Origin of the sequence: Bradyrhizobium zhanjiangense (assembly GCF_004114935.1) — a bacterium.
Classification (GTDB): Bacteria; Pseudomonadota; Alphaproteobacteria; order Rhizobiales; family Xanthobacteraceae; genus Bradyrhizobium; species Bradyrhizobium zhanjiangense.
Window position 1 is genome coordinate 7,217,958 of record NZ_CP022221.1, and the last position, 22,535, is coordinate 7,240,492.

At 59.8% G+C, this 22,535-nt stretch carries 25 protein-coding genes and 1 pseudogene; 9 read left to right on the forward strand and 17 right to left on the reverse strand.

Features of this window, described 5'->3' with window-relative positions; genetic code table 11:
• Positions 1-121 precede the first annotated feature (121 nt).
• From XH85_RS34685 to XH85_RS34740, 12 genes and pseudogenes are all read right to left on the reverse strand, one after another.
• Complete coding sequence (locus XH85_RS34685; protein ID WP_128935471.1) at positions 122-535, reverse strand: SRPBCC family protein; 414 nt, start codon at positions 533-535, stop codon at positions 122-124.
• 238 nt (positions 536-773) lie between these two features.
• A pseudogene (locus XH85_RS34690) lies at positions 774-1,372 on the reverse strand (IS3 family transposase); the annotation flags it as partial.
• Positions 1,373-1,704: 332 nt separating this feature from the next.
• A complete protein-coding gene (locus XH85_RS34695; RefSeq protein WP_128935472.1) occupies positions 1,705-1,980 on the reverse strand; it encodes a hypothetical protein in 276 nt (91 codons plus the stop codon).
• A gap of 198 nt (positions 1,981-2,178) precedes the next feature.
• Positions 2,179-2,949, reverse strand: coding sequence for an amino acid ABC transporter ATP-binding protein (locus XH85_RS34700; protein ID WP_276484908.1), 771 nt, complete (start codon positions 2,947-2,949; stop codon positions 2,179-2,181).
• A 15-nt stretch (positions 2,950-2,964) separates the two neighbouring features.
• On the reverse strand, positions 2,965-3,741 hold the full coding sequence (locus XH85_RS34705; RefSeq protein WP_128937534.1) for an SDR family NAD(P)-dependent oxidoreductase: 777 nt from the start codon (positions 3,739-3,741) through the stop codon (positions 2,965-2,967).
• Positions 3,741-4,733: an NAD-dependent epimerase/dehydratase family protein gene (locus XH85_RS34710; protein ID WP_128935473.1), complete on the reverse strand. Its 993-nt coding sequence runs from the start codon at positions 4,731-4,733 to the stop codon at positions 3,741-3,743. The genes XH85_RS34705 and XH85_RS34710 overlap by 1 nt, the downstream gene beginning before the upstream one ends.
• Before the next feature lie 3 nt (positions 4,734-4,736).
• On the reverse strand, positions 4,737-5,408 hold the full coding sequence (locus XH85_RS34715; RefSeq protein WP_128935474.1) for an amino acid ABC transporter permease: 672 nt from the start codon (positions 5,406-5,408) through the stop codon (positions 4,737-4,739).
• A 9-nt stretch (positions 5,409-5,417) separates the two neighbouring features.
• Positions 5,418-6,089: an amino acid ABC transporter permease gene (locus XH85_RS34720; protein WP_128935475.1), complete on the reverse strand. Its 672-nt coding sequence runs from the start codon at positions 6,087-6,089 to the stop codon at positions 5,418-5,420.
• 54 nt (positions 6,090-6,143) lie between these two features.
• Positions 6,144-6,977: a substrate-binding periplasmic protein gene (locus XH85_RS34725; protein WP_164940876.1), complete on the reverse strand. Its 834-nt coding sequence runs from the start codon at positions 6,975-6,977 to the stop codon at positions 6,144-6,146.
• A gap of 59 nt (positions 6,978-7,036) precedes the next feature.
• Positions 7,037-7,957: a polysaccharide deacetylase family protein gene (locus XH85_RS34730; protein ID WP_128935477.1), complete on the reverse strand. Its 921-nt coding sequence runs from the start codon at positions 7,955-7,957 to the stop codon at positions 7,037-7,039.
• A 12-nt stretch (positions 7,958-7,969) separates the two neighbouring features.
• Positions 7,970-8,476, reverse strand: coding sequence for an ureidoglycolate lyase (locus XH85_RS34735; protein WP_128935478.1), 507 nt, complete (start codon positions 8,474-8,476; stop codon positions 7,970-7,972).
• A gap of 208 nt (positions 8,477-8,684) precedes the next feature.
• A complete protein-coding gene (locus XH85_RS34740; protein WP_208758074.1) occupies positions 8,685-9,419 on the reverse strand; it encodes a GntR family transcriptional regulator in 735 nt (244 codons plus the stop codon).
• Between the two features lie 1,145 nt (positions 9,420-10,564).
• Here XH85_RS34740 and XH85_RS34745 point away from each other — a divergent pair.
• The 3 genes from XH85_RS34745 to XH85_RS34755 are packed head-to-tail and all read left to right on the forward strand — an operon-like array spanning position 10,565 to position 13,268.
• Positions 10,565-11,356 (forward strand): ABC transporter ATP-binding protein, encoded by a 792-nt coding sequence (locus XH85_RS34745; protein WP_164940877.1) that lies wholly within the window; start codon positions 10,565-10,567, stop codon positions 11,354-11,356.
• Positions 11,353-12,213 carry an ABC transporter permease gene (locus XH85_RS34750; protein ID WP_128935481.1) on the forward strand — a complete coding sequence of 287 codons (861 nt, stop codon included), beginning with the start codon at positions 11,353-11,355 and terminating at the stop codon, positions 12,211-12,213. Before XH85_RS34745 ends, XH85_RS34750 begins: the two co-directional genes overlap by 4 nt.
• A gap of 14 nt (positions 12,214-12,227) precedes the next feature.
• The gene (locus XH85_RS34755; protein WP_128935482.1) at positions 12,228-13,268 is read left to right on the forward strand and encodes an ABC transporter substrate-binding protein; all 1,041 of its coding nucleotides are present in this window, start codon (positions 12,228-12,230) and stop codon (positions 13,266-13,268) included.
• 50 nt (positions 13,269-13,318) lie between these two features.
• On the opposite strand, the gene hutC is transcribed toward XH85_RS34755, so the two are convergent.
• Positions 13,319-14,056, reverse strand: coding sequence for a histidine utilization repressor (hutC, locus tag XH85_RS34760; protein ID WP_128935483.1), 738 nt, complete (start codon positions 14,054-14,056; stop codon positions 13,319-13,321).
• A gap of 238 nt (positions 14,057-14,294) precedes the next feature.
• On the opposite strand from hutC, the gene XH85_RS34765 reads away from it, so the two are divergent.
• The gene (locus XH85_RS34765; RefSeq protein WP_128935484.1) at positions 14,295-14,897 is read left to right on the forward strand and encodes a HutD/Ves family protein; all 603 of its coding nucleotides are present in this window, start codon (positions 14,295-14,297) and stop codon (positions 14,895-14,897) included.
• Here XH85_RS34765 and XH85_RS34770 read toward each other — a convergent pair.
• Together XH85_RS34770 and XH85_RS34775 are read right to left on the reverse strand one after the other, a co-directional pair.
• Positions 14,879-15,718 (reverse strand): phosphate/phosphite/phosphonate ABC transporter substrate-binding protein, encoded by an 840-nt coding sequence (locus XH85_RS34770; protein ID WP_208758075.1) that lies wholly within the window; start codon positions 15,716-15,718, stop codon positions 14,879-14,881. The two genes, XH85_RS34765 and XH85_RS34770, sit on opposite strands and share 19 nt — an antisense overlap.
• Positions 15,715-16,716, reverse strand: a complete 1,002-nt coding sequence (locus XH85_RS34775; protein ID WP_128935485.1) for an ornithine cyclodeaminase family protein — start codon at positions 16,714-16,716, stop codon at positions 15,715-15,717. Before XH85_RS34775 ends, XH85_RS34770 begins: the two co-directional genes overlap by 4 nt.
• Here XH85_RS34775 and XH85_RS34780 point away from each other — a divergent pair.
• Positions 16,715-17,020: a hypothetical protein gene (locus XH85_RS34780; protein WP_128935486.1), complete on the forward strand. Its 306-nt coding sequence runs from the start codon at positions 16,715-16,717 to the stop codon at positions 17,018-17,020. The genes XH85_RS34775 and XH85_RS34780 overlap by 2 nt on opposite strands.
• A 325-nt stretch (positions 17,021-17,345) precedes the next feature.
• Here XH85_RS34780 and XH85_RS34785 read toward each other — a convergent pair whose 3' ends face one another.
• The gene (locus tag XH85_RS34785; protein WP_128935487.1) at positions 17,346-18,611 is read right to left on the reverse strand and encodes a hypothetical protein; all 1,266 of its coding nucleotides are present in this window, start codon (positions 18,609-18,611) and stop codon (positions 17,346-17,348) included.
• A 450-nt stretch (positions 18,612-19,061) separates the two neighbouring features.
• Here XH85_RS34785 and XH85_RS45525 point away from each other — a divergent pair, with 450 nt between their 5' ends.
• Genes XH85_RS45525 through XH85_RS34800 form a run of 4 tightly spaced genes read left to right on the forward strand, consistent with a single transcriptional unit; the run spans position 19,062 to position 21,944 of the window.
• Positions 19,062-19,232 (forward strand): hypothetical protein, encoded by a 171-nt coding sequence (locus tag XH85_RS45525; protein ID WP_164940878.1) that lies wholly within the window; start codon positions 19,062-19,064, stop codon positions 19,230-19,232.
• A 2-nt stretch (positions 19,233-19,234) separates the two neighbouring features.
• Positions 19,235-19,978, forward strand: coding sequence for an HNH endonuclease signature motif containing protein (locus XH85_RS34790; RefSeq protein ID WP_128935488.1), 744 nt, complete (start codon positions 19,235-19,237; stop codon positions 19,976-19,978).
• Positions 19,975-20,202: an ABC-three component system middle component 6 gene (locus XH85_RS34795; protein ID WP_128935489.1), complete on the forward strand. Its 228-nt coding sequence runs from the start codon at positions 19,975-19,977 to the stop codon at positions 20,200-20,202. Before XH85_RS34790 ends, XH85_RS34795 begins: the two co-directional genes overlap by 4 nt.
• A gap of 8 nt (positions 20,203-20,210) precedes the next feature.
• Complete coding sequence (locus XH85_RS34800; protein WP_245473835.1) at positions 20,211-21,944, forward strand: DUF2326 domain-containing protein; 1,734 nt, start codon at positions 20,211-20,213, stop codon at positions 21,942-21,944.
• Between the two features lie 263 nt (positions 21,945-22,207).
• Here the strand turns inward: XH85_RS34800 and XH85_RS34805 are convergent, their stop codons facing one another.
• Entirely contained in the window at positions 22,208-22,474 is a 267-nt protein-coding gene (locus tag XH85_RS34805) for a hypothetical protein (RefSeq protein WP_128935491.1), read from the reverse strand.
• Positions 22,475-22,535 lie beyond the last annotated feature (61 nt).

The window sequence follows — 22,535 nt, forward strand, 5'->3', positions numbered from 1 at the left end:
GAAAAGAGGGCATTGCCGCCTGTGATCCTAAGCCGACCGTTCCCCATTCAGTTTTTGTCAGGTGCTCCGCGGAAACCGAAGACACCCGTCAGAGACTGCCATCTCTAGCCCTCGCACACCTTCACGCCTTCTCCTTCAGCTCCACGTATCGCGCGAAGTTATCGAGGATTGCCTGCCAACCGCCCTGCTGCTGCTCGACTGAGTGGGTCGGTTCGCTATCGAAGACAACGCGGACGAGAACGCGCTTCGGGCCGGGCAGGAACTCGACTTCGGCCTTTCGATCGCCGAACGCATATTCAATCCGCTCGTGGTCAACGATCTTCGTGTAGGTGCCGGCGAAATCGAAGCCCATGCTGCCGTCCTTGGCCTCCATGCGGGACGAGAAGGCGCCACCATCGCGCAGGTCGACCGTAGCCCTGGTCGTATGCCAGTCGTCGGACGCGGCGTTCCACTTCACGATGTCGGCCGGCGTCGTATAGGCACGCCAGACCTGATCGATCGTGGCCGCTACATTGGCTGTGACGGTGATTCTCATGGGTATTGCTCCAGTTCAACGGCTCGAGGTAATCGCTTTCTTGTGTTGGGTCGATCTACAGCACGTCCGCAAGTCCACCTAAGGACGATCGAGACCTGTCCATGCCGACAAGGTCCAGCCGTCAATGCGTAAGAATTCGAAAACACGTATTGTCAGTGGGCCTTTTAGCCATCCACGAGCGACCGCAAGCCAATTGGATCTACGGGCGATCCACCTTCCAGATCAGACATCACTGCGTCGGCTTGCTCCGTTCCATCACCAGCCGGTCCAGTTCCCGCGCGACCCGGGCGCCCGAGAGCGAGGTGTCGGCCACAAGCGCCAGGCACTCGCGGGTGCAATCATCGACCACGGTCAGGATGCGGAAGCGGCGGCCGTCGGTGAGCTGATCCGAGACGAAGTCGAGCGACCAGCGGTCGTTCGGCGCCATCGGCACTGTCATCGGCGCTCGGGTCCCGATCGCCCGCTTGCGGCCGCCACGGCGACGAACCGCGAGCCTCTCTTCCCGGTAGAGCCGGAAGAGTTTCTTGTGGTTGATCCGATAGCCCTCCCGCTTGAGCAGAACATGCAGGCGCCGATAGCCGAAGCGACGGCGCTCCTGGGCGAGCGCCCTCATGCGTTGGCGCAGGGCGGCATCATCCGCCCGGGACGTCTGGTATCTGATGGTCATGCGGCAACAGCCGATGGCTTTACACGCCCGCCGTTCGCTCATCCCGTGGGCATCCACGAGATGCGCGACAGCTTTCCGCTTCCCCGCGGGCGTCACCACTTCTTTCCCAACAAGTCCTTCAGCGCTGCATTGTCCAGCATGGCATCAGCCAGCAACCGCTTCAGCCTTGAGGCCAAATGCCGGCCAAAGAATATTTGGGCGCTGCGCGGATTGTACTCAGGGCGGCTCAAACAATGATCACCGACACGATGCGTGTCGGCCTAAGGCGCTTGCTGGACTATGAGGGGCGCGCCGAGACAGCCCCCGCGTGCTGATACGCAGGCACTGACTTCCTTTCTGAGGTGACCGGCCGTTCCTATCAGAACTATGAAAACGAAGTCTCGTCGAACAAAATCAAGTGAAGCCGCAGCAGTCCGAGCCGTACACCGGCCGCGACACGCAGCAACCGTAACGAGCGCTATCGAGTTGAGCTTGGGATTTTCCGAGTGCGCAAAAGGTAAGTTCAGCTGCGTAGCCGGACGCGCGACCGTTTGATGGTGGACGATACGACCCGATCGTAGGTTTCGAGGGCCGCCTCCGTCGCCAACTTGACCATTTCGCGGTAGGCGGCCTCGTTCACTTGAGTGAAACTGTCGCGGATTGCTCTTTCCAATTCTTCTTCGGTGACCGATATTCGATTTAGCTCTGCTTGCCCCGTAAGGTGGCTATACAGATTGAGACGGTACACCTCGGTCGAAAGTTGCCAGGCCCAATCTTCGAGATTTAGTTCTTCAATCATTACCGCTATGCAGAACGGAAGGATGGGAAGGTGACGCAAATACCGGATGCAGATCGATTTAGCAACCAACGCATGGTTGGCCTACTACTCCGCTGTGGCAGCGAGACCGGTTCCAATAATTGACGCGATCGCCCCTATCGCCATAGACGCTCCCCAACCTTTCTCCGCGTCGGTCCCATCCGACTGTGCGACTCAGCCCTAGTGCATGATTTGCTTCAGGAACGCGCGGGTGCGCTCGTGCTTAGGATCCGAGAAGAACTGGTGAGGCAGGCCCTCTTCTATAATCGCGCCAGCGTCCATGAACACCACTCTGTCCGAAACGCTTCGCGCAAAGCCCATCTCGTGGGTTACACATACCATCGTCATCCCTTCGCGCGCGAGTGAGACCATCACGTCGAGAACCTCCTGGACCATCTCTGGATCCAGAGCCGACGTTGGCTCGTCGAACAGCATGACCTTCGGCTTCATACAGAGCGCCCGCGCAATCGCAACGCGCTGCTGTTGTCCCCCCGAGAGCTGGCTTGGATACTTGTCCGCATGCTCGACGATCCGCACCCGTTCCAGATACTGCCTTGCCGTCGCTTCCGCCTCCGGCTTTGGGATCTTGCGGATCTTGACTGGCCCGATCATCAAATTCTGCAGTACGGTGAGATGCGGAAACAGGTTGAACTGCTGGAACACCATTCCGACATCGCGGCGCACCACGTCCACATTTTTCGTGGTGTGATCAAGTTCAACGCCGTTGACGATGATTTTGCCGTCGCGGTGCTCCTCGAGCCGGTTGATGCAGCGAATCATCGTTGATTTTCCGGACCCGGAAGGACCGCAGACCACCACGCGCTCGCCGCGCGCGACGCGGAAGTTGATGTCCTTCAGCACTTGAGTGCTACCGTACCACTTGCTGACCCCCGACATCTCGATGATTGGCGCGGCTACGGCGGCACTTGTCAAATCAGGTTTGCTCATCATGGGGATCTCCAGGACTCACGCGGCCATCCAGCCGCCATCGACAAGAATGTTCTCACCTGTGATGAAGGTTGCATCGTCCGAGGCCAGAAAAAGCGCGGCCCCGGCGACGTCCTCGGGCGCGCCCAGGCGCGGCATCGGCGTGCGGCTGCGTGAATAGTCCATCCAGCGTGCTTCTGCGGCGCGACCCGGCTTGCCCGTCACGATCTTGCCGGGCGCCACCGCATTGCAGATGACATGATCTCGCGCATAGTCGGCGGCGATTTGCCGGGTGATGTAGACTACGCCGGCCTTCGAGGTGCCGTAGGCGATATCCTCCGGACAGGCGATCATGCCGTGTTGAGATGAGATGTTGACAATACGGCCGCGCACGCCGTTGCGGGCCTCCTGCTTTAGCATTGCTGCGACGGCAGCCTTGCTCATCAAGAATACGCCGGTGAGATTGACCGCAAAGGCGCGGTTCCACTCGTCAACGCTGGTCTCGAGCAAGGGCTTGCCGATCCCGATGGCTGCATTGTTGACTAGACCATCGAGCCGCCCGAATCTCTCCACAGCCAGCGCAACCGCCTTTTGAGTTTCGCTTTCGGACGACACGTCGGTGCGGATGAACTCTGCCTCGCGCCCGACCGCCCGGAGCCGATCGATAGTCGGAACACCACCTTCACGTACGTCAGTGGTGACATCGGCGAGCACCAGCCGTGCACCTTCGGCGGCAAAGCGGAAGGCGATCGCGCGCCCAATGCCGGACGATGCCCCTGTGATCACGATCGATTTGCCAAGTAGTCGCCCGGTCATCACGCTCCCCCGGAAGCCCTGCCGTTAAGTTTCATCCAAGATAAATAGTCAGCGGCCGCCTCGTTGACCGGAAAGGCCGGGCTGAAGCCGGTGTCGCGGGCAAGTCGCGCGGTGCTCAATGGCGCGCGATCGGCAGGCAGATTGTAGACAATGTTGGAGGTCTCGCCCGATGCGCCGTACCGCCAACGGAAATCCGGAAAGCGGCTTGCCAGCGCGCGGCACCAGTCCTGCAGGTCTGACAGGCAACCGCCACCGACGTGATAGATCGCATGGCGCGGGGCCGCATCCATGGCGACTGCAGCGATGCCGGCGGCGGCATCGCGCGAGTAGATCCAATCGGCACGCATCGCACGCGGCAGCACTACCTCGCGACCGGACTTGAGCGCCTGCAGGACCTGGTGGTGCGGGCTGAGCGCATCGCGCACCTCTGTCGGCCATTCCCAGGGACCATAGACCGGGCCGAGCCGGACGATCCGCGTGTCACAGCCGTGGAGATGCGCGATCCTGATCGCCGCCTGTTCCGCCGCAAGCTTGCTGATCCCGTAGAGTGCGGCTGGCGCCGGATGACTGATCTCCTCCTCAAAACAGCCGGAGGGGGCAGGTGCAGAAAACCCGTAGACGGCAACAGAGCTCACCACAACAATACGTCGAATTCCGCCGTGCGCGATCGCACGCTCCATCAGGTTGACGGTACCGCCGATGTTGATGTCGACGATCCGACGAGCATCCTTGCGTTCGCGCTGCTCGTTCGGTGTCACCGCAGCCGCGTGAACCACCCGGTCGATCGGCGCGGCAGCGAGTGCCGCATCGAGATCGGATTGGACCGTAACATCGCCGTTGACATAGACCGCGCCCGCGAGCTCGGGTCGCGCGAGCAACTCCGTCGAAGCCGCCGGCAAGTCGAATAGCACGACGCGTTGCCCTGCCGCCAGCAGACGCTCCGCCAGCGCAAGTCCGATGAATCCTGCACCACCGGTGATCAGCGTGGCCATGGCTTACCGTGCCGCAAGGGCCTGCCGCTCCAGACGCGCCACCCAACGCGCAATCGGATACAGCAAGACGAAGAAGATCACCGCAGCCGCCATCAGCGGCGTCGGATTGTAGGTCTGCTCCTGAGCGACACGCGCCGAGCGCAGCAGTTCGGGCAGTGCAACCAGCGCACCGATCGAGGTGGTCTTGATCAACTCCAGCGAATTGCTGGCAAGCGGCGCCAGCACATTGCGTACGGCCTGCGGCAGGACGATGTAGACCACGACATGCAACGGCTTGAAGCCCAACGCGCGCGCCGCCTCGTACTGACCGCGAGGCACGGACTCGATGCCCGCGCGAAAAATCTCACCATAGTAGCCGGAGTTGTTGAGCACGATCGCAACAACGGCGGCAGCAAATCCGCCCAGCGTCAACCCGAGGAACGGCAGGCCGTAGAACACCAGAATGAGCAGCACGACCACCGGGAACGCCCGGAAGACATCGATATAGACCAGCAGGGCAACGTTCATCCAGCGATGGTGGAAGCTGTAGGCCACAGCGATGCATAGACCCAGCAGCAAGCCGAGCGGCAGCGCCATCAGCGCCAGGGCGAGGGTGTAGAGTAAGCCCTGCAGGAGTAGCGGGTAGACTCGCATCAACGCGTCGATGTCGGCAAAATTGTCCAGCAGAGCCTGCATGATCTTCCCCTAACGTCCCTGCGCTGATCGCCACTCGATCCAGCGGCTGGCGACCACGAGCGGAAGAAAGAACAGCAGGTAGAAGGCCGCGGCGAGCGTCAGTGGCGAGGGATTTGCGACCATCGCAGTTACGCTCTGCGCCTGCCCCAGCGTCTCCGGCAACGACACCGCGGTGCCCAGCGCGGTGCCCTTGCTGATCGAGATCGCCCGGTTGGTCAGAAGTGGCACCGACAGCCGGAAGGCCTGAGGCAGGATGATCTGCAGCAACGTTCGAACCCGCCCAAACCCGAGAGCGCTCGCGGCATCCCACTGGCCGCGGGGCACCGCCATGATCGCCGACCAGAATATCTCGGTACTGAACGCCGACAGCACCATTGCCAGCGAAAGCACCGTGGTCACGAACGGCGAGAGGGTGACCCCCACATACGGCAGACCGAAATAGATGAACACGATGATGACGAGCTGCGGCAGCGTCCGCAGCAGGTCCACGTAAACAACGATCAACGCATTCAACGGTCGCGAATTGGCACAACGCAATAGCGCCAGCAGCAACCCCGTCGCGATGCCGAACAGGATAATCAGCAGCGCTACGGCGACCGTCACACGAAATCCCGCCAGCACGTCCGGAAGCGCGAGCGTGACGACCTTCGGATTGAAATAGTACTCGAGAATGCGATCCATCGGCTGTCACCAAGTGGCGGCCGGACCGCTCTTGCGATCCGGCTGCGGTGCCGGCTACTTCTTGCACGCCGGAATATGGGCGGCCGGCTCGAAGCCCTTGAATCCGGGAGGCCCGTAGCCGAAATACACTGTTTCGATTGCCGAGCCGGCATCTGGAGTGGCCCCGTACCACTTCTCATGCAGCTTGCGCAGCCGCCCGTCGAGTTTCATGCATTCGATCACGCTCTCGACCTTGTTGCGATACTCGGTGTCCTCCAGGCGGAACGCATAGGCGAAGTTGCGACCGTTGAAGTCCTTGTAGCCGACCTTGATCGCCTTGTTCTGGCTGGCGGCGTACACGGTTGTGGGGATTTCGTTCAGCGCGGTGAATGCGCGCCGGGTCAGCACGGCCTGCACGCTGTCCGGAAAGGTGTCGTAACGCTGTACCTCGAACCCATACTTCTCGGCATTCGCGGTTGCCCAGGTGTCCGAGATGGTGCCGCGGTTCACTGCCACCGCCTTGCCCTTGAGATCCTCAAAGCTCTTCATCTCGTCGGCGGTGCGAACCAGAAACCCGTTTCCGGTGGTGAATAGCGGCTCTGTATAGAGCATTCGCTCCGAGCGTTCGGCGGTCAGATTCAGCGGGTTGACCAGGAATTCGACCCGCTTGGCAAACAATGCCGCAAAGAGTCCAGAGAAGTTGATATCCACGATCTCCACCTTCGGACGGCCGAGTTCCTTGCCGATCTCGTTGATCAGATCCACGCCGAAGCCTTCAGGACCGTTCGTGCCTCGCACCATCCATGGTGCGACACCGAAATCGGACGCGACAACCAGCGGCTTGTCGGACGGGTGATCTGCCTCCTGGGCATGAGCTTCGATCCAGCCCGCGGCCTGGACCCCGGCCACGAGCAGCGTGATTGCAAGAAGCTTCGATCGGAGCGTCATCGGTCGGGTCCTTCCATGGATCAAGACTTTCTGGGCTGTGCGGGATGGGTGGCAATCCAATGCCGGGCAATGTCGAGGCGTCGGCACACCCACACCGCGTCACGCGTGGCAACGTGGTCAAGAAAGCGGGCGAGACCTGCAGCCCGGCCCGGATGGCCAACGATCCGGGTGTGGAGGCCGACCGACATCATCTTCGGCGCGGTCGCGCCTTCGGCATAGAGCATGTCGAAGGCGTCTTTCAGATAGACGAAGAAGTCGTCGGCGGTCGTCATCGCGCCGCGGATGAACTTGGCGTCGTTGTTGACAAGACCATAGGGGACGACCAGGTGGGGCTTGCCGACCACCGTCGTCCAGTACGGCAACTCGTCATTGTAGGCGTCGGAATCGTAGAGGAAGCCGCCCTCCTCGGCCACCAGCCGGCGGGTGTTCACGCCAGCGCCGTAGCGGCAATACCAACCGAGCGGTCGCTCGCTGGTCGTCCGGGCCAGGCTTGCCACTGTCCTGCGGATCCGCTCGCGCTCCTCGTCCTCGCCTAGATGTTGATGCCGCTCCCAGCGCCAACCATGGGCGCACACATCGTACCCAAGCTCGCGGATGGCAGCGGCCGCCTCCGGGTTGCGCTCCAGCGCAAGGGCACAGCCCATGACGGTGGACGTCATGCCGCGCTCGGAGAGTAACCGGATCAACCGCCAGAAACCGACACGGCTGCCATACTCGAACATCGATTCCGCGGCGAGATCGCGCCCTTCAAAGCCTCCTCCGCCGCCCTCCGTCAGCGCCGCCTCCGTGACACCGTCGCCATCGGCAAACGAAGCCTCCGATCCCTCTTCGTAATTGACGCAGATGTTGAGCGCGAGGCGAGCGCCGCCAGGCCATCTTGGATCAGGCGGATTGCGTCCGTAGCCGATGAAATCGCGATCCTGGTCGGATTGCGCAGTCATGACCATTACCCTCTACGAACCTGCCGAAGGCATAACGATGGTGACGGCGGCATCGAGACCGAAGAAGACGTCATCGTTCTGCTGGCCGGTCACGCCCATCGCCACCGCGAATTCCATCGGGGCGTCAAGCACGGTCATCGGATGATGCCACACATTGCGAGCGTAGGTGACGATCTGGTCGGGACCGGCGACGAATCCGCGCAGCGTCGCCAGGTCAGGATCACCGTCCGGCGTCGCTGCGCAGACGACGGCCAGATAGCGCGTGGAACCGAGCGGCACGAAGGTCTGGGCCGAATAGGGATGCCGCTCCAGTGTGGTCGCTCGCAGCGGGAGCTGTCCGAGCGCGGCCGCGCCGCTGATCCAGAGTGAGAATGATTGCGCCTCGTCGGCACGGTTCAGCATGGTTGGAAGGTAGCGCCGTCGCTCACCGGTCGGACGCGAGACCACGTCGCCGAAAGGAGCAAAGGCCTCGGCGGACAACGGCTCGAGCGACACTGTGTGCGAAGGAGAATCGTTCATTGAAGCTCTGATCCGGGCAATGATGCATGATGATACCCACCAAGTCAGTAATACCAGTGGTATACCATTGGAGCTTAGAGGTATCGCCTTGTCAAGGGCGCGAGCCGTGTCCTCAACGCAGGGCAGCAATCGTGAGTGAGAGGCCGGGACGAAATGCGGCGGACCCTGAACTGCCCAGCGCCGGTCAGCGAACTGACAGCGGCAGCGTTCAGCCGTGGCTGTCGGGCAAGAAAATCCCGAACGTTTCCAGCATCCCCTGGCGGACGTTGGTCAGATGCTGGATCATCGCGTGGCGCGCCACTACTGCGTCCCGCTTGATGATGGCATCGACGATCGCGAGGTGTTCGCGACACGCGGGCAACAACCGCTCGGGACGGCGCTCCACATTGCACATCCTGATCTTGCGGCGGGTCTCTCCGATCAGCGTGGCGAGAGAGCGGTTGCCGCAGTGGCTCGCAATCTGGTCGTGAATCTCGTCATCCAGCGTCCAGTGCTTGGCTTTGGTGACCTCGGCGGTGGACAGGATCTTCTCCAGGCTGGCCTTGATCGGTTGCAGCACATCAAGGCCGATACGCGTTGCAGCAAGCGAGGCCGCCTCACTTTCCAGAATGAGGCGCAGATGAATCAACTCGAGCAGCTCGGCGATACCGATGTTGCGCACGATCACCGAGCCATTCGAAAGCTGCTCCAGCCTGCCCTCGCCGAGCAGACGGCTGATCCCGGCACGTAGCGGAGTGCGCGACACCTTGAGGCGAAGCGCGAGCCGTCGCTCCTCGATGACCTCGCCCGGCGTAAGCTGCCGCGATTCAATCAGGTCCAGAAGCTTTCGATAGGTCGTTTCGGTGACGTTACCATCCGACCGCAGGCGCTTGGGCGCCTCTGGCGCAGCTGCGCGCAGGACGTTTGTTGCGGATTGGCGCTTGCGCGCGGTCGACTTCGTCACGGTCATTCCTCAGGACGCTGGTCTGGCAGATTGATAGTCGTGCAACTGCGGCTTGTCGAGATGCGTCGCGTTCGCGACTTATCCCACACCGAGCATGTGATAGGACGTCCGACGCTTGCCGCTGCACCGCGACATATGCTTCCGCTGGCATTACTGCGCAAGCACCGTGCATATTGCTGAAATGAATGGCTTGCAAGGGTTAGGCAAGACGGACGGTCTGACTCTGGTTTTGCAATGAACCTGGTGTATCCGCATGGGATACCACTGGCATGTGCGACTAGGCGCGGGGGAGCGCGTCACGAAGGTGAGTAGATTGGCCGAGCTGGCCGTCCTTGGGACCTTGGCGACGACAATTGCTACTTGCGCGACCGCTGCTGATCTCGAGGATTGGTGGCTGCGTGGGCGTCCGTTAGATAGTTTGGCCGGCACCGGGACGGTCCGCTCGTGAATCGGATTTTGCAGAACATCAGCCTCAGCCACTGATAACGTTTTGCTCGGTACCTTATCAGTGCGGAAGCTGACTCCGATTTATGATTTGCTTGTCGGTCAGCAGACCATCAACTGGCTGCATTTGGTATTTGGCATCTTGATCAGCCAGCAGAGCGGCTTTCAATTGCGGTCAAACCTGCTGGCAGGTCGACTTTGCCTCAGCTTCGATAGGAGCCCATCGGGGACTCGAGTCGGCGGAGCGCTAATCACGGCTGATCTGCGACCGCACCTCCGTGAGCTCCACGTCGCAACTCATCGGCGGCCGGGCGACGAGGGTCGAAACCACAGTGACGCGGACGCCCTGTCGCTGGAGGGCTTGCGTCGGGTAGCGCGATTGTGCCTCCCTAAACTCCAACTGGGGCCGCCCCTCCGCGGTCGTCGATCTTCCAGCCACCATCTCACGCACGAAGAGACCTTGCGAGAAGAGGTTGAGACCGGGCCAACTATCTAGCCGGCTAATGCCGAGGGGTAAATTTGCCATTCAACGACGGGCACGCAGTACGGGATCTGTCCTAGGCAGGCACGAGGTTAGGGGGGTTCTAACCTTTCTGCCTGACCACCCGCACGCAGCAGCCCGAAATCTCATCACCCATGCCAGCTTGCCCATCCGGCCGGCTTCGATTATGTATATACATGTTAGAGTAAGGGTGACCGGAATGACCGACCGCGTACTCGCCTTCGATGGGATCGGGCAGGACTTTCCGTCTCCGGGACAACGGACGAACATTCGCGTGTTGGATGAGATCAGCTTCGAGGTTGATCGCGGGAAATTTGTTGCAGTTATCGGTCCGAGCGGATGCGGCAAGAGCACGCTGCTGCAGATGGCGGCTGGGCTCCTGATTCCAACCCGTGGTGCAGTACGTCACCGCGGCCGCGCAGTGGCTTCGATCAACACCGAAGTCGGCTTTGTTCCCCAACAAGCCCAATTATTTCCCTGGAAGACCCTGTTTGAGAACGTCGAGCTTCCCCTCTTGTTGCGGGGCGTTGCGGCTGAGGAACGCAGTCAGCGGGTCGCGAGCGCGCTCGGCTCCGTCGGCCTCAAGGGCTTTGAACATCATTATCCCAGTCAACTTTCTGGCGGCATGCAAAAGCGCGGTTCGATCGCGCGTACCTTGGTTTACCGTCCAGATATCATCCTCATGGACGAACCGTTCGGAGCTCTAGATGCGCAGACTCGCATGGTGATGCAGAGCGATCTGCAGAAACTGTCTATGGAAGCTGGTGCGACTATCGTGTTTGTAACGCACGATATCACCGAAGCCGTGCTTCTCGCCGACTATGTGGTCGTGCTGAGCCAGCGACCATCCCGCTTACTGGCGAACATTCCGATCGATCTCCCACGGCCACGCAACATGTTCGAGCCATTCCGCAATCCAGGTTTCGAGGCCGCCTACGACGCGGTTTGGACTGAGTTCCGTTCGCAGATCAATACCGGACAAGTCCATTGACCGAGGGCAAGCCGGTGATCGACATGGCGTATTCCGCCTCCATGGATACCAAGCCCCCGCACCGAGCCCTCCCGGCAATTGTCGCCCGATCGTTTCAGTGGCTGCTGAAACTTCTACCGGGCGTCGCGCTGCTTCTGTTCTGGCAATACGCATCCGGTCGATTGATCAAAGAGATCTACGTCAGCAAGCCTACCGCAGTCGCGCAACGCCTGTACGAATTGTTTGCCTCGGGTGAGATCTATCCGCATCTTTGGACAACCGGCCAGGAGCTTGTGCTCGGTTACGTTATCGGCGTCGCAGGCGGTGTGATCGGCGGCTACACTCTTGGCCGATCGCCCAGACTCGCGCGGATATTCGAACCTTACGTAATGGCGTTCTATGGGGTGCCAAAGATCGCCCTCGCCCCGCTCTTCATCATTTGGTTTGGCATCGGGATGGGTTCGAAGGTCGCCCTGGCCTCGATCATGGTGTTCTTTCTAGTCTTTTACAACGTATTCGCTGGCGTGCGCAGCGTTGACCGCGAACTCGTCAATCTAACCCTGGTGATGGGAGCCAACCAGCGACAGCTCACCTATCACGTCTTTCTGCCTGCTGCCGCGCCGTTCGTGATGCTGGGCATGCGGCTCGCAATTCCGTACAGCGTTATCGGCGTGATTGTTGGCGAATTTACCTCGTCTGCCCAGGGACTCGGCCTTTTCATCCACGAGGCATCGTCGACGTATGATCCGGCAGGCGTATTCGCAGGGATCGTGATCCTCCTTGCATTCGTGACTGTTGCTAACGTCCTTGCTGGTCGCCTTGAGCGCCGACTGTTGCGCTGGCGCTCCCTATCGGGGACCGGTCCAATCGACATTTAGAAACGGAGAGCTTCATGCGCACGATCCTCAGGGTAGCGAAAATTGCTGTCATCGGAGCTACGTTGGCGCTGTCGCCAAGTTTGGCCAATGCCCAACAGACAGTACGGATCGGGCTGGGCGCTCCGACTTTGAGTTTTCTGCCGATCTGGTCGGCTCGCGCTCTAGACACGTTCAAATCGCAGGGATTGACGGCCACAGTCGTCGCATTGCCCGGGGGCGACGCCTCTGCACTCGCTGCACTCGATGCCGGCGATATAGAACTTGCGGCTGTCGGGCCCGATGCGATGCTTCGCGCGGCAGCCAAAGGCCAGCCTTTCGAAATCGTCTATTCATTAATGTCGAAAGTTACGCTCCAGCTCGTTGTCTCGCCCGCACTTTTGGAACGTACCGGTGTTAAGGCGACCGATCCCTTGGCAAAGAAGCTCGCTGCCATGAAGGGCGCGCTCGTCGGCGCTACCGCGCTTGCAGGCGCGCAGGAGATCGCGGCGCGCTGGCTCGCCGCGAAAGGCGGCCTTGATCCAAAGAACGACCTAAGGGTTGCTCAGGTTGGTAACCCTACCGCCGTTCAAGCCGCGCTCGAAGCGAAGCGGATCGACGCCTTCGTGCTGTCTCCACCGGAGGGATACCTCGCCGAAAAGGCCGGCACTGGCGTTGTGCTTGTGTCGCTTGGCGACGACTTCCCCCTGCTTGCGAACCAGCCCTATCTGGTGCTCGTCGCCAAGAAGCCCATTAGCCAGGCGACGGCCGATCTGATCACCAAGACAGCAAAGGCCCTGCAAGAAGGCAGCGCAGCTGCGGTCAATAAGCCGGACGAGGCGGCGAGCGCGATCCAGAAGCAGTTCTTTGCCAAAGCGGATCCGCAGGCAATTGCGGCCGCGCTCAAGACGATGAGCAGCGGCGTCGCCGATGGCGGGAAAATCGACGTCCAGAGTATGCAGAACGCGCTGACTTTTGCCAAGGAGGTTGGCACCAACTTTGGCAAGGAGTTCGACGCCAAGTCGTCCGAGAACGATCTGTGGACGAACCAATTCGTCGACGCCGCTAAAGCCAAGTGATCGTCTCTGCCGACGGCCTCGAAGCGAGGAGCTGTCGGACAATGGAACGACTAACCGCACGGGGTGAACCTGGCCACCAGATCGTACAGCTGCGCGGGATGGGTAAATCGGACCGCCGTGATCGGCTCACCATTGCGCCACGTCCATCGTTCGATGACGAGACATGCCGTCCCGACATCAATCGAAAGTTCAGTGGCAACAGAGGCATCCGCGTTGAATGCGGATATGCGGTGTTCGGCTTCGGTCCACGGCACGTGGTCGACCAACCAGGTGCTTGGCGGCACGATCGAAAAATCCTGCAGGGAAGCGTCAGGCACCGCCTTCAGGTTGAGCAGTCGATCTTCCAGCGCGAATGGCTGCTCCGCGGCGTCGTGACGACAGCGCACCGCCAGTATGGGTTCGCGAAGGTGAACCTCCAGCCGCCCCCTGTCTTCTCGCGTCGCGCCTCGCTGCTGCCGGTCGAGCAACTCGTAGCCATACCGTTCGCCGCGACTTTCGACCTCAGCCTTGAGGTCAGGAATCTGCAGCACCGCGGAATGGACCTTCGGACGTGCGACGAAGCTGCCCGCTCGCCGGCGACGCTCTACCAGGCCGGAAGCAGCCAGCGCCGAAAGGACCTTGTTCGCCGTCATGCGGGCGCATGAATATGTCTGCATAATCTCGTGCTCGAACGGGAGCCGGTAGCCAGGCGGCCACTCGCCCGAAAGAATACGGCCCTCAATGTCGCTGCGGATGCGTTGATGGAGGGTGGTCCCTGCCCCGCTTCCCCGTTTTGCTACCGTGCTCATTCTGCGAATGGACCCCCAAGTCGGCGGTGGACGCGCAACATCCGATTCCCGCGCACCTGACTACGCCTGCCACAAGCAGGGGCCAGTTCGAAAATGCACCCGGCGCCATGAAATGCAGTCCATTTCGGCGAAACAGTCTAGAGACCTGCTATATGTATATACAACTTACATCAGAGCGCCAAGTGTCTGTCGCGCTTGATGGGTCCTGGCCAACAAACTGGATGACTCCTCAACCATCATGAAGATTGTTCGCGCTAATGAATGTCGAAGGACGCCCTGGAAGAACGGCGGCGGCTCGACGACGGAGATTGCTATCTCGCCACCAGGTGCCTCGCTCAATGCGTTCGACTGGCGCATCAGCATGGGCCACATCGCTTCTGACGGCCCGTTCTCTGAATTTCCCGGCATCGACCGTACCCTTGCCGTCGTCGGGGGGAACGGACTATCCCTCACAATCGGGAGTGCCCAGCCGGTCGTGCTGGATCGCAATACCGCCCCTGTGAGCTTTCCCGGCGATACTCCGACCTCGGCGCGATTACTCGCCGGCGAAATCGTGGATCTCAATGTGATGACGCTGCGAGACCAATTCGAGCATCGGCTCCTGCAGGTCCGCCAACCGATAGATTGCGATTTCATCGGGTATGACGTCGCCGTCGTCGTTGCCCCATTTGACGACGTCTGCCTTTATTCAGCCGACAGCAAGGCGACAACACTGGCATGCGGTGACGCGGCCATCTTGATGCGCGAAACCGACTTCAAATGTCAAATAGCTCCCGCCGCTGCGGCTGCGTGCTATCTGGTGGTGCTCCGTCAATGCCGAGGTCAAATCGGCCGGACGTAGCCTGCCGCGCGCGCCTCGGCGTCCCAACGCAATATCAGTTCGTAGTCCCCAATCTCGACAGGAGCGAAACCGTTAAGACACAATGCGTCTCGCAAGAAAGCGCACTCGGACGCCTTGGCAAAGGTCGTGAGAGTTGCCTGCAACTTGGCCACAATATCGTCGGGACATCCGGGTGCGGCTACGAGAAACGGAATCGGCGCAGGTTCGGTCGTTGCAACGATCCTGACCCGGGAGCCAAGCTGCGGTTCGTGACGGATCATCAGATCCAGCGCGTAACTGTCAAGCGGGCCGACGTCGACATCACCGGCAATAATCGCGTCCATAACCCCGCGCGGGGTCGTCAGCGGACCGATACTTTCGCGATAGAGCTCGGTACCGCGCCGGCGGTAATATGGCAGGAGGTGATGGCGCACCGCATTGTAACCGGAATGAGAGTCCTCGACGGTGTAACCGAGCCGGCCGCCAAAAGTGTCCTCGATCGTCTGAAATTCCGAGTCCGAGCGTACCAGGAACCTTGTCGCATAGACCGAGCGTCCGGGAACCGGAGCGTTGGCGGGAATCGGCGCAACGACCGGCTGGGGCCGATGTTTCGCCAACATGAACGGAAATCCGCACATAAAGGCGCAACCGAGATCGCGCCGTGACCAAAGCTCCGCCAAGGGACGCGGAAAGGCATGATCTACAATATCGAGGTTGACCCCGCTAACGCGAGCGAGCCAGCCGAACAGCCCCTTCCATGCGACCGCTGCCTGGGAATTAACCGAATACATTCGCGCATTCGCGGCATAGCACATGTCGGTATGTGCCTGACTGGTGTTCACGCAAAGCGCAAGCGCTGGCCTACCCCGATCCGCTCGGCCTTTTCCAGCATTGCATGGCCCAGCGCTATATCGGACAGTGAGAGCCCGCGATGCCAAAGCAGATTGGTTTCCGCATCGCTTTCGCGACCTGGCTTGAGACCAGCAACAATCTGGCCCAGTTCGGCATGGAGCGTCTTTTCGGACAGCTTGCCCGCTTCGACGTGAGCACGAAGACTACCGAACTTCCCGCCCTTGCACTGCCCCCAATCATCGACAACCAGCTTTGTCATGATATCGGTCAGCGAGAGTTCGATTGCACTCATCGTACCGTAGGGCACGACAAAAGCGCCCTTCTTGATCCACTCGGTCTTGAGCATCGGCGTCGGTTTGTCGAGACGGGACGCCTCGACCACGATGTCCGCCCCGTCAAGACACGACTTCCAGTCAGCGGTCGCCACGACCTTCTTGCCGAGATCCTGACTGAGTCGATCTGCGAAATCGTTCCGGCTCTCCTCCCGGCGCGAATGGACGCGGATCTCATCGAAGTCGAAGAGATGATCAAGCAGCCGCACGTTCCAATAGGCCGTCCCCCGCGCACCGATGTGACCAAGTATTCTTGAGTTCTTGCGAGCCAAATACTTGGCACCGATCGCCGTGACCGCCCCGGTTCGCATGTCGGTGATTCCGCTCGCATCCATGATTGCCCTTGGAGCGCCGGTCCGAGGATCAAACAGGGCCAAGATGCCAAGCTCCGAATGAAGACCGAGCTTGTAGTTGTCTACGAAGTCACCGACGATCTTGACTCCAGCCCTATCGATCGGCGGCTTTATCGCCCCACGCAAAACGTTGAAATGCCCGTTGGCGGCGCCTGGTTCGAGATGGACGCGGGGCTCGATAACCGTGTCACCTCTTCCTTGCGCCGCAAGACTCGTTTCGATGGCCGCGAGGATCTCTTCGTCGGTAATCTTGAGTTCGTCGATGTCGAGGCGGTTCAAGTAGGAGATATAGATTGGCGGCATGATGGCGCGGCTCCCTCGACGACAATATGTCTATACTTATCCCACAGAAGCAGGAAGTCAACGCGGCCGCCGGCGTGAGCGCCATTGTGCAGCGCAAAAGCCCGATCAGAATCGCTCAGGCATATTCAGGCCGCGCGGCTCGCTTTGGGGATTGATCTCGCGCGAGCACACGCTCGATTTACTGACCGCAGAACAGCGCCGGGTTACGGCAGCCGACTGGGCCGCTGCCGCCAAGGCGATCGCCGCGCCCAGCGGAGCGAAGGCCGAGACGAGTCGTGCGCAAGGCGCTGTTCGAATCGCGTGATAGCGCGATGGCAGTCCTGCGACGGTCGCGAGGCGAAGATGTCAACGTCGCGAAATTCGTCAGAGATTGAAGAGGGAGCTCCTGGGCGGCGCTTCAGGATCGGCACCATCCGGTCCAGGGAACGCTGCCAAGGGCAGCGGCGGCCAGTCCGACTGATAAGGTTTCACGTCTTTCCTTATCAGTCCGCGAACTGACTCCGTTTTGTTAGAAACCTTATCAGTCGATGAACCGACTCCATTTGCGACTAAACCTCATCAGCGGCAAGTCGGCGCAATCTCGGGGTAGTGCCATCAAGCAATTTATCTCTGTGCTCACGTTGCCGCCGTTAGTTGTTACGAGTTTCGGCTTCCCTCGCCGCCATGCGCCTTGCAGCCTTCAATCGGGTACGGTTTAGGTCGATGTTGTTTTTGAGCCTTTGCATATCGAGCGGTAACGAAAGAAAGTCTAGTATCTGGTCGCGCTTCCTGAACTTGTAAATATTCCAAAGGAAGAACCGAATGAGGGCCGCCAGGTATAGGCTGCCATATTGCGCGCACAGTAGCGCGTGATCACTTGCTTCGCCGCGATGAACCACGCGGTTGCGATAGTCCTGAATGAAGTTCAGACGCATGGCAGCGTGCGGGAAATTGTCGAAGATCGAGCTCGCGCGCTCCACCACGCGCTGTGCCGGCTCTCGCTCCTCCCGCGCACACAGTACTTCAATTGCGGTCCAGAATTTTAGAAGGGCGACCTCGACGTGGCTCGTTTCAAGTCCCTCTTGAAATAGCAATACCGCGCGGACCAGTTTTTCTTTGAAGTCGATCCGCGCGAGGTCGGAAGCGACGTTCTTGGCGAACTTCGTAATATGCGGAGCATCCTGCCGCTGCCAGACGGAGAAATTTCTTTTCCAGGTTGTCGGGTAATAACTCTCAGATTGCCAGGTGCCGAGCTTTCGGGATGCTGTATCGATGAGGAAAATAGGTGATGCCGACAGAAACGTCCCGATCGGAGCGTTCGGAAAGCCAAAGCGCTTGCTGACCCCGTAGCCGCTCGTTGCCATGTTCAGAATGCCAAGAGAGTATTTCATACTCCGGTAGGCCGCATTGAGCGCCCCGCAGTCGTTCCGACTTTTTACTTTCATAACGAGGTAGGCAAAGTCATCGTGGAGATTGAGCCGCTGCCGATCGAAGCCGTCCAACTTCTGGATCACTCTCAGGCTTGACGGCGGCAGGCGCGCCCTGATCTCGACCGATCCATCGACCGACATGATCTTGTTTGGAAGCCGCGCAGCCGCTTGAGCATTGACCTGGGTTACTGCCATGAAAGACCGCGACTTGTTGCTAAACAACCCGTCGAGAAAGGTCCTCAGCTTCAGGATAAAGAATCGCGGGGTGAAATCATTGGCCCGCGCACACTCATTCAGCGCAGACCAAATAGCGGCATCCTTTTCAAAATCATCGATCGGTGGATCGAATGTCAGATTGTAAAGGACCTCAAAGCTGCCGTGCTCAAGTTTAGCCGAATCCCAGCCAACGCGGCCGTCGTGGTCCGTTGGAATTCTTGACAGAGCCTGAAGGGCTTCCGCCAGATGGCTTTTTCCGTGGATCTGCATCGACGTTCCCCTCTCCCCTCGAATTTCCCGCTCTTAGCCGATTCCGAGCCCACTCTGGACGGGATGCGCGCTCCTCAGCCGTTGTCCTGCTGTCCAATTCGCGGCGCAACAAAGAAATCACAAGCGCCAGAAGCAGCAAAACTACAGATCGAATCGAACTTCGCCGATTCGAACGGTGATAGTATCCGCCAAGCCTTCGGACCACACGTAAGAGACGACTACCAGGAATCGTCTGTTGGCTAAGGAAGACCTGTCCGCGAATCGTAGTCAGCGGCAAAGCCCTCTTGTCTAATGGGTTGCGCCTCGGGCATTATGCCCGTTGGGATAAGAAAGAAACGAGACCAGGCGTGTTTCGGCGATTGTGGGCAAATCATTCGAATCATGAACAGTACGGCTGCCTTTCTCACGGAGTCCCTCTCGGCACCGGCCGAAACAATCGGAGAATTTATAATGGCTCAGCTCGGCCAGCAGCGAGAGAGAAGGAAGGCGCTCTGCAACGTGATGCTCGACGACTCCAACGTTTTAACAATGGCCGCTGCGACGGAAATCATCGTGGCAGCGGATGATAAAACGGATTTCGAGGGCGTTGAGACGATCAACCCATCCAGAGCGGCGAGCTAGGCATGGCCGCCAGCTATCCGACGAAGGTCCTTCTGGCATTCCGGAGCGGCGGCGTGTGCGCCTTTCCAAAATGCGGAAAGCACCTCACCTATGAAGCGAAATCTGGCGAAGACACCTACGTCGCCGAGGCCGCCCACATACGCGGGGAAAAGCCAAATGCGGCGCGCTACGACGCGTCGATGACCGACGACGAGCGCGACAGCGTGCACAACCTCATTTTCATGTGCACGGACCACCACACTATCATCGATAAGGTCGAGCCCGATTGGCCGACTCCTACCCTGCGGGCGCTCAAGGCAACCCACGAGACCCAAGTCCGGCAAGCGATGGAAGAGGCGTTCGCGGACGTGGAGTTTCCCGAGCTCGAACGAGCCGTCTCTTGGGTGACCTCACAGGTCCCAACGGCAAACGGATCATTCGACCTCGTAGCGCCGGCCGAGAAGATAAAGAAAAACGCTCTGACGAACGGTTCTCGTCACATCATCGCCGCCGGGATGATGTCGCGCGCCACGGTAGCGGCCTACGTCGAAGCCGAAACGCAGCTAGACCCGGACTTTCCTGAACGCCTGAAAGCCGGCTTCCTGGCGGAGTACTACTTCCTTCGCGCAAAAGGCCACCAGGGAGACGAACTTTTCGAGTTAATGTGTTCGTTCGCGCAGCGGGGCCTTAGAAACCATGCCGACCGCACCGCGGGAATTTCAGTCCTGATATATCTGTTCGAGATCTGCGACGTGTTCGAGAAATGATCCTTCCCACGAAGCATATCGCTGAGCAAGAGGCGCTTATCGGAGTGGGCGCAACGCTGCTCGCTCACCTCGTCACCCCCATGACCGTGTCGGGACTGTGGGAGCGTCTTAAAGGCGAACCAAACGTAGGAACGTTCGAGCGCTTCGCGCTTGCCGCAAATCTCCTCTACCTCATCGGCGCCATCGACCTGAAGGACGGCATCATCGTGAGGGTCGTATCGTGATACGGCGAGTGCGTGCTAATCGACGGGGCTTCCACGGCATCATTTTCACGGCTGGCGTCAACCTTGTCCTCGCCGACCGCTCGAACACCTCGGGCGAGAAAGACACGACGAATGCCCTCGGCAAATCGACCCTGATCGATATCATCGACTTCTGCCTTGCCAGCAACACGGCCCCAGGTAAAGGGCTCCGCGTGGACGCCCTGCAGGGCTGGGCATTCACGTTGGACCTAACCATCGCCGGCAGTGACGTCTGCGTCACGCGTGCGACGGATGCGCCTTCCTTCTTCGCAATCGAAGGACCGACCGAAGGATGGCCGCTCCGTCCGACGAACAACAAGGAAGGCGTGCCCGGATTCGATGCTAAGAAATGGAGAGCCGTACTCGCCTGGGCGCTGTTTGGGCTCACCGAGGCATCAGCTGGGCGCGGATACAAGCCGTCCGCCCGATCGCTGCTCTCCTACTTCAATCGCAACCAGCCCGCCGCCTACAACACGCCCTTCAAATACTTCGACAATCAAAAGGTCTGGGACATTCAGGTCCACAACGCCTTCCTGCTCGGCCTCGACTGGGATAAGGCGGTTATGTGGCAGCAATTGAAGGACCAAAGAAACGCGCTCGACGCTCTGAAACAGGCCATCAAAACGGGCGCAGTCGATGGTGAACTGGCGTCGCTCGGTGAACTTGAAGCAGAGCGACTGCAGCTATCGACCCAGCTAGAGCGCGAACGCGCCGCCCTATCGACCTTTCAGGTTATGCCTCAATACCGCGAGATCGAAGCTCAGGCGAACACGCTGACAGCGGAGATCCATGCGCTAGTCAACTTGAACATCACCGATAGGCGCAGGCTCGATCGATATCGCGAGACCGTGGTTGCCGAGGGCCCGCCAACGGATGATCGCCTCGAAGCGCTGTACACCGAGGCTGGCGTCGCGCTGCCCGGCGCCGTGATCAAGACCCTGGCTGCTGCTCGGGCCTTCAACGAGCAGATCGTCACCAATCGTCGCCAGTTTATCGCGAGCGAGATCGCCGCGCTCGAAGTTGGCCTGGAGGCGAGAAACGCCGAAATTGCGGCGCTAACGGAACGACGAGCCGGATATCTCAATGCCCTTGCTGGACAGGGGGCCCTTGAAGAATTAACCCAGCTTCAGGAGCTCTTCGCCGCAACCAGACTTAAGGTCGACGAGCTCACCAGCCGCATCACCCAGTTGCGGCAGATGACGACCAAAGCCGACACGATCAAGGTCGAGACGGTCGAACTCAAGCGCGCTGCCGCGCTCGACTATGAAGAGCGTCGTCCGCTGTGGTCTCAAGCGCTCAGCTTGTTCTCGGATTTCTCCGAACACCTCTACAAGACCCCGGGGCGCCTGGTCATCGATATCGACGACACGGGCTACAAGTTCGATGTCGAGATCGCTGGCAGCCCGAGCGAAGGCATCAGCAAGATGAAGATTTTCTGCTATGATCTCATGCTCTTGTGCTTCGCACGCCAGCGCGGTCTGGGCATAGACTTCCTTATCCATGACAGCACCATCTTTGACGGTGTCGATCCGCGGCAGCGAGCGCATGCGCTCGAACTCGCCGCCGAGATGTCCGCCAAGTATGGCTTTCAATACATCTGCACGCTCAACACCGATATGGTGCCGGTGAGCGACTTCTCCTCCACCTTCGACCATCAGGCGCTTGTCCGCCTACGGCTGACGGACACTGACCCGAGCGGCAGCCTGCTCGGCTTCCGATATTGAGTTCGCAGGCATCGTCCATCGGCCCGACATCAAGCGCGCACCCGCCAATATTGTCATCGCCTCGCCGCCGGAGTGATACGCAAGCCCCCTGGATATATCGCTTCGGGGCAAACGAATTGGTCTTCACCGGCGCCGCCACATTGATTGAACACTTCTTCGATCGGCTTTGGGGCTTCACAAGATTATCCCGAAGGCCGGATCGAGCGAGTAGCGCCTGCGTGCATCATCCACTTCATTGGGCGCGCAAGTTTAGATGGGCTACCTCAATTAATAAGAACGATTGCACCGATGAAGGAGAGCGACGAGAAACCAATCCTCGACAGACCGTTGGCGATCATCCGGCTGCTGTACTCGTAGGTAACGGAATAAGCATTCTGTTCGACGAGTCGCAGAAGATCGACAAAGTTGGCGGGGAGTCGCTGCAAATTCAAGATCGCCAATCGATCGAAGCTGCCTTCTAAGGCCCTTGAACTCAGGCAACCGTGGCGCGCGGCGCAATTGAGAAAATTAGCTAGGGCGGAGCCTTCCATTTCGGCCGATTTCAGTCATGGGCTTCCGCCATCTCACCTCACCGTATTGGAAAACCTGGGG

What these genes read in the sequence shown, in the direction of transcription:
- XH85_RS34700 (WP_276484908.1), bottom strand. Translation starts at nt 2,949, where the DNA reads ATGATGAGCAAACCTGATTTGACAAGTGCCGCCGTAGCCGCGCCAATC.
- XH85_RS34775 (WP_128935485.1), bottom strand. Translation starts at nt 16,716, where the DNA reads ATGCCGCCAATCTATATCTCCTACTTGAACCGCCTCGACATCGACGAA.
- XH85_RS34780 (WP_128935486.1), top strand. Translation starts at nt 16,715, where the DNA reads ATGATGGCGCGGCTCCCTCGACGACAATATGTCTATACTTATCCCACA.
- XH85_RS34715 (WP_128935474.1), bottom strand. Translation starts at nt 5,408, where the DNA reads ATGCAGGCTCTGCTGGACAATTTTGCCGACATCGACGCGTTGATGCGA.
- XH85_RS34765 (WP_128935484.1), top strand. Translation starts at nt 14,295, where the DNA reads ATGAAGATTGTTCGCGCTAATGAATGTCGAAGGACGCCCTGGAAGAAC.
- XH85_RS34705 (WP_128937534.1), bottom strand. Translation starts at nt 3,741, where the DNA reads ATGACCGGGCGACTACTTGGCAAATCGATCGTGATCACAGGGGCATCG.
- XH85_RS45525 (WP_164940878.1), top strand. Translation starts at nt 19,062, where the DNA reads ATGGCTCAGCTCGGCCAGCAGCGAGAGAGAAGGAAGGCGCTCTGCAAC.
- XH85_RS34685 (WP_128935471.1), bottom strand. Translation starts at nt 535, where the DNA reads ATGAGAATCACCGTCACAGCCAATGTAGCGGCCACGATCGATCAGGTC.
- XH85_RS34720 (WP_128935475.1), bottom strand. Translation starts at nt 6,089, where the DNA reads ATGGATCGCATTCTCGAGTACTATTTCAATCCGAAGGTCGTCACGCTC.
- XH85_RS34805 (WP_128935491.1), bottom strand. Translation starts at nt 22,474, where the DNA reads ATGGAAGGCTCCGCCCTAGCTAATTTTCTCAATTGCGCCGCGCGCCAC.
- XH85_RS34755 (WP_128935482.1), top strand. Translation starts at nt 12,228, where the DNA reads ATGCGCACGATCCTCAGGGTAGCGAAAATTGCTGTCATCGGAGCTACG.
- XH85_RS34710 (WP_128935473.1), bottom strand. Translation starts at nt 4,733, where the DNA reads ATGGCCACGCTGATCACCGGTGGTGCAGGATTCATCGGACTTGCGCTG.
- hutC (WP_128935483.1), bottom strand. Translation starts at nt 14,056, where the DNA reads ATGAGCACGGTAGCAAAACGGGGAAGCGGGGCAGGGACCACCCTCCAT.
- XH85_RS34790 (WP_128935488.1), top strand. Translation starts at nt 19,235, where the DNA reads ATGGCCGCCAGCTATCCGACGAAGGTCCTTCTGGCATTCCGGAGCGGC.
- XH85_RS34730 (WP_128935477.1), bottom strand. Translation starts at nt 7,957, where the DNA reads ATGACTGCGCAATCCGACCAGGATCGCGATTTCATCGGCTACGGACGC.
- XH85_RS34795 (WP_128935489.1), top strand. Translation starts at nt 19,975, where the DNA reads ATGATCCTTCCCACGAAGCATATCGCTGAGCAAGAGGCGCTTATCGGA.
- XH85_RS34745 (WP_164940877.1), top strand. Translation starts at nt 10,565, where the DNA reads ATGACCGACCGCGTACTCGCCTTCGATGGGATCGGGCAGGACTTTCCG.
- XH85_RS34695 (WP_128935472.1), bottom strand. Translation starts at nt 1,980, where the DNA reads ATGATTGAAGAACTAAATCTCGAAGATTGGGCCTGGCAACTTTCGACC.
- XH85_RS34735 (WP_128935478.1), bottom strand. Translation starts at nt 8,476, where the DNA reads ATGAACGATTCTCCTTCGCACACAGTGTCGCTCGAGCCGTTGTCCGCC.
- XH85_RS34785 (WP_128935487.1), bottom strand. Translation starts at nt 18,611, where the DNA reads ATGCAGATCCACGGAAAAAGCCATCTGGCGGAAGCCCTTCAGGCTCTG.